We start from the raw sequence: 6,109 nt of genomic DNA on the forward strand, positions 1-6,109 counted from the left end.
GCACCCCGCAGGCCCTGCTCCCGCCGGAACTGCGGGACGACAACCCGCTCGGGCTTCCCCGGCGCGTGAACGGCCGCCTGCAACACTGACCCGCATGGAACTGAAGCTGCCCGACCTCCCCTTTCCCCTCCGGGCATACGGGCCCGAGGCCGACTGGTCCTACGACGACGGTGTGCTGACCGTCTGGGCCGGCCCCCGCCAGGACCGTTTCGTCCCGCCGACCGGCCACGCCCTGGAACCGGCCTCCGACGCGCCACGCCTGCTCGGCGCGCCGGAGGGCGACTTCCAGCTGATCGCCCGCGTCAAGGCCGGTTTCGCCGCGGCCTTCGACGCGGCCGTGCTCTACCTGCACGTCACCGAGCAGGAGTGGGCGAAGCTCTGCCTGGAACTGTCGCCGGACAGGCCGACGGTCTGCACGGTCGTCACCCGCGGCCATTCCGACGACGCCAACTCCTTCGTGGTCGACGGTGACAGCGTCTGGCTGCGTATCAGCCGTACGGGAAAGGCGTTCGCCTTCCACGCCTCCACCGACGGCGAGCAGTGGACCTTCGTCCGCATCTTCACGCTCGGCGACGAGGACCGGGCCGGAGCGGCCCTGGTCGGCTTCATGGCGCAGTCGCCGGTCGGCGAGGGCTGCGTGGTCTCCTTCGACCGCATCGAGTACCGCGACAGCTGGCCGGAAGGGCTGCGGGACGGCTCCTGACGCACGGGAGGCGCCCCGCACCGGCCTCTCACGCCGGGGTCAGCACCGGCGGCCGTCCCGTCGTCCACACGGCCTCGACCGCCATCCGGCTGAAGCGCCAGCCCTCTCCGGTCCGGCGCAGCTCCGCCTCGTAGCGACCGCCCACGGTGAACAGCGGATCGTCACCCTCGTGGTGGATGTGGACCATGAGCGCGTTCCAGGACGCCCTGGCCGTGTCCGACCCGGCGTCGACGTCGGTCAGCAGGTCGGAGGCCATGTGCTGGGTGCGGGCGAACCTCTTGAGGGCCTCCTCCGTGCCGCGCACGGCCTCGGCGCCCTCGAACACCCCGACGGGGGCGACCATGCGCGCGTCGTCGGTCAGATAGTCGCGTGCCCAGCCCGGCTGGAACGCGCGCTCGTCCATGGCCCGGAAGAAACGGGTGACGAGCAGGCCGATCTCGATGTGATCCATTTGAGTGGTCATGCCGTGAGCGTTCACCCTCAACCGCGGTCGAGGTCAAGGGGGGCCCGGGCACTTCGGCGACGGATCCGCAACCGCGCCCGCCCGCGCTCGCGTCCCCTGGCACATGATCAGAACTGCCACGCCCGCGGACCTCGACGCCATAGCCGCCCTGCACGCCGAGGCGCGCGCCACCTACTACCGGGGCCACATCCCCGACGAGGCCTTCGACGGCCCGGCCGAGCGTGCCCGCACCCGGGCCGGCTGGGAGCGGGCGATCGGGCAGGGCAGGGTGCTGTGCGCGGAGCGGGACGGTGTCGTCGCGGGCACGGCCGCGTTCGGCGAGGTCGACGGCGTCATGACGCTCTCGCAGCTCCACGTCGCCCCCGCGCGCTGGCGCGCCGGCGTCGGTACCGAGCTTCACGCCGCCTGCGTCGAGGCGTGGCGGCGCGCGGGCGTGCCGGAGGCCCGCCTCGAGGTCTTCCAGGAGAACAAGCGGGCCCAGGCCTTCTACACCCACCACGGCTGGTACCCGGACCCCGAGGAGCCGCTCGCCGGCGACCATTTGATCCTGCGCTTCACCGTGCCGGCGGACGAGCGGGGGCGGTGACCCGAGCCGATGGCCGTGCTCTCCGCGCACCTGCCTGCCACCGCGGCGGCCCCTGCCCGACCGGCCCTGCCGTCCTCACCGCCCGCCGCCGGCGAATCCCCGGCCGGAGTGGCTCGACCGGCCGACGGCCCCGTGGGATCTCAGCGGTGTCCCGCGGAATGGGACGGGCCCGTCCCCTGTTGAGGTGCCTGCGGAGGCGCCCCGCCCCGTCCGTCCCACCGACCCCGCCCGGCGAGCCGGGCGGACCGCGTCCGGCGCCGCCGGCCGGCACGACCCTGGAGTGATGAAGAAGCATGCGCGTCGAGATCTGGTCCGACATCGCCTGTCCCTGGTGCTACATCGGCAAGGCCCGCTTCGAGAAGGGCCTCGACGCCTTCGCGCACCGTGACGAGGTCGAGATCGTGCACCGCTCCTTCGAACTCGACCCCGGCCGCGACAGGGGCGACACCGCGCCGGTCGTCGACATGCTCGCGAAGAAGTACGGCCGCACCCGTGAGGAGGCGCGGGCCATGGAGGAGCACGTGGCGTCCAACGCCCGCTCCGAAGGGCTGGAGTACCGCGTCGAGGGCCGCGACCACGGCAGCACGTTCGACATCCACCGGCTCCTGCACCTCGCCAAGGCCCGCGGCCGCCAGGACGAGCTGCTCACCCTTGCCTACCGGGCGAACTTCGCGGAGGAGCGGTCCGTCTTCGACCCGGCCGTGCTCGTCGCTCTCGCCGTCGAGGCGGGCCTCGACGAGCAGGAGGCACGCCGGGTCCTCGCGGACGTGAGCGCCTACGCCGACGACGTACGCGCCGACGAGCGGGAGGCGGCGGAGCTGGGCGCCACCGGCGTGCCGTTCTTCGTGTTCGACCGGCGGTACGGGGTGTCGGGCGGGCAGCCCGCCGAGCTGTTCACGCAGGCGCTGGAACAGGCCTGGCAGGGGCGGGAGACCGCGCCCGCCGGCGCGGACGCGGCGGTCTGCGACGCCGACGGCGCCTGCGAGGTCCCCGCGGCGGCCGAAACCGCGCAGCCTGCTTCGTGAAGCGCCGCTGAACGGTTCCGTCCAGCAAGGCGTGATTGACCCGCAGGGCACGGGACCGCAGGGTGATCCCATGGAGACGCAGATCCTGGAGCCCACGGCAGGTGGCGAGTTCGCGCCCACGACGACGTATCTGAACACCTCGAGCTGCGGGCTGCTCCCGCGCCGTACGGTCCGTGCGGTGGCGGCGCTGGCGCAGGAACTGGCGGACGGACGGCCGGGCGGCGCCGGCGACTTCTCGGCCGTGACCGCCACCCGGGAGTCCTTCGCCCGCATCGCGGGCGTGCCTCACGAGAGGGTGGCCGTCGGCGGGTCGGTCTCCGTCCATGTGGGGCTGATCGCGGCTTCGCTGCCGTCGGGCTCCGAAGTGCTGTTCCCCGAAGGGGAGTACGCCTCCGTGATCACGCCGTTCACCGTGAGAGGCGACCTCAAGACGCGGTTCGCGCCGCTGGAGGGGCTGGCCGACGCGGTCCGCCCGGGCACCGCGCTCGTCGCGTTCTCGTCGGTGCAGTCGGCCGACGGCAGGGTCGCCGACATGGCGGCCGTGCGCGCCGCCGCGGCGGCGCACGGGGCCCGTACGCTCCTCGACGCCAGCCAGTCGGCCGGCTGGCAGCCGCTGGCGGCGGGGGACTGGGACTACACGGTCACCGGCGGTTTCAAATTCCTGCTCTGCCCTCGCGGTGTGTCCTTCCTGACCGTGACGGAGGACGCGCAGGAGGCGCTGCCGCCGCTGCACGCGGGTACTTTCGCCGCCGAACGGCTGTGGGAGACGACGTACGGCCCGATCGAGGAGACCGCCACCTCGGCCCGCCGCTACGACGAGCCCCCGGCCTTCCTCTCGTACCACGGCGCCGCGCAATCACTCGCCCTCCTGGAGGAGGTCGGCATCGACGCGGTCCGGGCCCACGACATCGCGCTGGCACGGCGGTTCAGGGCCGGACTCGTGGAGCTGGGCCACGAGCCGGTGCCCGCGGACTCGGCGATCGTGGCCGTGCCCGGCCTCGGTCACCGTGCCGGCGAGCTGGCCGCGGCCGGGATCCTGCTCTCCGAGCGCGCGGGCAATCTGCGTGCCTCGTTCCACCTGTACAACTCGCCCGCCGACGTCGATCGCGTGCTGGACCGCCTCGCAGGCTAGGTCCCTGCCACCGGCCGGGTGTGGCTGCCCGCGCGTCGGCCGGCCGGGCACCCGCGAAGCCCGGTCGCCCGGGCACAAGCGGGCCGGCCCCAGGGCTGAACGTCCCTGAAGGGGCGGTGGGCGTGAGCCGGGTCGCCCGACTGCGAGCCCCCGCGAAGGCTCGGTCGGTCGGGCGTGAGCGCGGGGGCGCCCCCGGGGCCGAGCGCACGGGAGGGCTCAGCCTGGCGTGAGCCGGGCACCGGAGCGGAGCGCCCGGGAAGGCGGGGGTCCCGGGCATGAGCCCGGGCCCGCCGTGAGCAGGCACCGGCGCCGGGCCGGCGCGGTTCCGGCTGTCGGGGCGCGTACCGGGCGGCACCCGGCGGGTCAGGTGCGGGCCGGCGCCGGAGCGGGTCAGTCCCCGCCGCGGCGTTCCGGGCAGTCGGCCGTCTCCGTGCACAGGTTCGCCTCGACCCGGGACAGCAGGCGCGCCAGCTCCCGCCGATCGTCCTCGTCCAGTCCGCGGAGCGTGTGCTCCTCCAGCTCCGCCCAGGCCGCCGACACGTCCGACAGCAGCGCACAGCTCCGCTCCGTCGCCTCCACGAGGACCGCCCGGCGGTCGTCCGGGTCCGGGCAGCGGCGGACGTGGCCGGACTGCTCGAGGCGCTGGAGCATCTTGGTCACGGTCGACGGGTCGAGGTCGGCCGCCTTGATGAGTTCCGACTGGCGTACCGGCCCGGCGTCCCACAGGCGCATCATCACGAACTCCTGCCCCGGGTAGAGGCCCAGCCCCTTGAGCAGCTTGCCCGCGGCGATGCGGTGGAGCCGCGCCACCCGGGAGACGGCGTGGCTGACGGGGCCGCTGCTCGCGGCGTGCGGCAGCTGTCCGGTGCACGCAGGGTCGCCCTGTGCCTCCTCCGCTGTGGACATGGTGCTCTCCTCGGCCGGTTTCTCATTGCTTCCACAATATTACCTTGGTCGGCCAATGAATGCGCTACAGTGGCGTCGCACCCGATTACTTGGCCGACCACATACTTTTGGGGAGCTCACCGTGACCACCGCATTCGACCCGATCCAGCTCGCCGGCAAGCACCTGCGCAACCGCATCGCCATGGCGCCGATGACCCGCAGCCGCGCCTACGGTCCCGGCCTCACGCCGACGCCTTCCGTCGTGGAGTACTACCGGCAGCGCGCCTCCGCCGGTCTGATCATCACCGAGGGCACCCAGCCCTCCGTGGTCGGCCAGGGCTACCCGGACACCCCGGGGCTGCACAGCGCCGAGCAGGTCACCGCCTGGCGCGAGGTCACCGACGCCGTGCACCGCGAGGGCGGCACGATCTTCGCCCAGCTGATGCACGCCGGCCGGATCGGCCACCCCGTACTGCTGCCCGACGGGCTCGTCCCGGTGGGCGTGTCCGCCGTCGCGGCGGAGGGGCAGGTGTACACGCACGAGGGCCCCAAGGACTTCGTCGCACCCCGGGAACTGACCACCCAGGAGATCCGCGCGACCATCGAGGACTTCGTGTCCGCCGCGCGCAACGCGATCGAGGCGGGCTTCGACGGCGTCGAGCTGCACGGCGCGAACGGGTATCTCATCCACCAGTTCCTCGCGCCCAACAGCAACCGCCGCACCGACGAGTGGGGCGGGTCCGTGGAGAACCGCATCCGGTTCGCCGTCGAGGTGACGGAGGCGGTCGCCGCCGCGATCGGCGCCGAGCGCACCGCCCTGCGGATCTCGCCGTTCAATCCGTACAACGGCATCGAGGAGACGGACTCGGAGGCCGTCTACACCGCTCTCGTCCAGCGGCTCGAGCCGCTGGACCTCGGCTACCTGCACATCACCGAGGCCGTCCCCGGGGGGCGGGAACTCACCCAGACGCTGCGCAAGCAGTTCTCCGGGACGCTCGTCCTCAACCCGGCGACCGACGGGCCGACCGGCCCCGACGCCCTCACCCTCGTCGAGGACGGCCTCGCCGACGTGATCGCCTACGGCGCGCTGTTCCTGGCCAACCCGGACCTCCCGGCCCGCCTCGAGGCGGGCGGCCCGTTCAACACCCCCGACCCGGCGTCGTTCTTCGGCGGCGACGACAAGGGCTTCATCGACTACCCGGCGCTGACCGGCTGATCTGCCGGTCGAGGCCGAGCGGCCGCGCCGACGCGTACGCGGGCGGGCCGGACTCCCAAGATAGGTATAGCGTCGGGTTGGGTAAGTGTGTACACTATC

7 protein-coding genes are annotated in these 6,109 nt (G+C 73.3%); 5 read left to right on the top strand and 2 right to left on the bottom strand.

Annotation, left to right across the window (positions count from 1 at the left end):
- Positions 1–94: 94 nt before the first annotated feature.
- Positions 95–703 carry a DUF1349 domain-containing protein gene (locus AB0K36_RS34450; RefSeq protein WP_189475610.1) on the top strand — a complete coding sequence of 203 codons (609 nt, stop codon included), beginning with the start codon at positions 95–97 and terminating at the stop codon, positions 701–703.
- Positions 704–731: 28 nt separating this feature from the next.
- On the opposite strand, the gene AB0K36_RS34455 is transcribed toward AB0K36_RS34450, so the two are convergent.
- Positions 732–1,166, bottom strand: a complete 435-nt coding sequence (locus tag AB0K36_RS34455) for a nuclear transport factor 2 family protein (protein ID WP_364601732.1) — start codon at positions 1,164–1,166, stop codon at positions 732–734.
- 103 nt (positions 1,167–1,269) lie between these two features.
- Between AB0K36_RS34455 and AB0K36_RS34460 the strand changes: the two genes are divergently transcribed.
- From AB0K36_RS34460 to AB0K36_RS34470, 3 genes are all read left to right on the top strand, one after another.
- A complete protein-coding gene (locus tag AB0K36_RS34460) occupies positions 1,270–1,752 on the top strand; it encodes a GNAT family N-acetyltransferase (RefSeq protein ID WP_364601735.1) in 483 nt (160 codons plus the stop codon).
- A gap of 293 nt (positions 1,753–2,045) precedes the next feature.
- Positions 2,046–2,777, top strand: a complete 732-nt coding sequence (locus AB0K36_RS34465) for a DsbA family oxidoreductase (protein ID WP_364601738.1) — start codon at positions 2,046–2,048, stop codon at positions 2,775–2,777.
- A gap of 70 nt (positions 2,778–2,847) precedes the next feature.
- Positions 2,848–3,909: an aminotransferase class V-fold PLP-dependent enzyme gene (locus tag AB0K36_RS34470; protein ID WP_364601741.1), complete on the top strand. Its 1,062-nt coding sequence runs from the start codon at positions 2,848–2,850 to the stop codon at positions 3,907–3,909.
- Positions 3,910–4,299: 390 nt separating this feature from the next.
- Here the strand turns inward: AB0K36_RS34470 and AB0K36_RS34475 are convergent, their stop codons facing one another.
- Complete coding sequence (locus AB0K36_RS34475; protein WP_364601744.1) at positions 4,300–4,815, bottom strand: MarR family winged helix-turn-helix transcriptional regulator; 516 nt, start codon at positions 4,813–4,815, stop codon at positions 4,300–4,302.
- 121 nt (positions 4,816–4,936) lie between these two features.
- On the opposite strand from AB0K36_RS34475, the gene AB0K36_RS34480 reads away from it, so the two are divergent.
- Positions 4,937–6,010: an alkene reductase gene (locus AB0K36_RS34480; protein ID WP_364601746.1), complete on the top strand. Its 1,074-nt coding sequence runs from the start codon at positions 4,937–4,939 to the stop codon at positions 6,008–6,010.
- Positions 6,011–6,109: the final 99 nt, after the last annotated feature.

The sequence above is a fragment of the Streptomyces kurssanovii genome, assembly GCF_040677245.1.
GTDB classification, from domain to species: Bacteria; Actinomycetota; Actinomycetes; order Streptomycetales; family Streptomycetaceae; genus Streptomyces; species Streptomyces kurssanovii.

Coding starts and splice junctions, on each gene's coding strand:
- AB0K36_RS34465 (WP_364601738.1), top strand. CDS start 2,046: ATGCGCGTCGAGATCTGGTCCGACATCGCCTGTCCCTGGTGCTACATC.
- AB0K36_RS34460 (WP_364601735.1), top strand. CDS start 1,270: ATGATCAGAACTGCCACGCCCGCGGACCTCGACGCCATAGCCGCCCTG.
- AB0K36_RS34455 (WP_364601732.1), bottom strand. CDS start 1,166: ATGACCACTCAAATGGATCACATCGAGATCGGCCTGCTCGTCACCCGT.
- AB0K36_RS34470 (WP_364601741.1), top strand. CDS start 2,848: ATGGAGACGCAGATCCTGGAGCCCACGGCAGGTGGCGAGTTCGCGCCC.
- AB0K36_RS34475 (WP_364601744.1), bottom strand. CDS start 4,815: ATGTCCACAGCGGAGGAGGCACAGGGCGACCCTGCGTGCACCGGACAG.
- AB0K36_RS34450 (WP_189475610.1), top strand. CDS start 95: ATGGAACTGAAGCTGCCCGACCTCCCCTTTCCCCTCCGGGCATACGGG.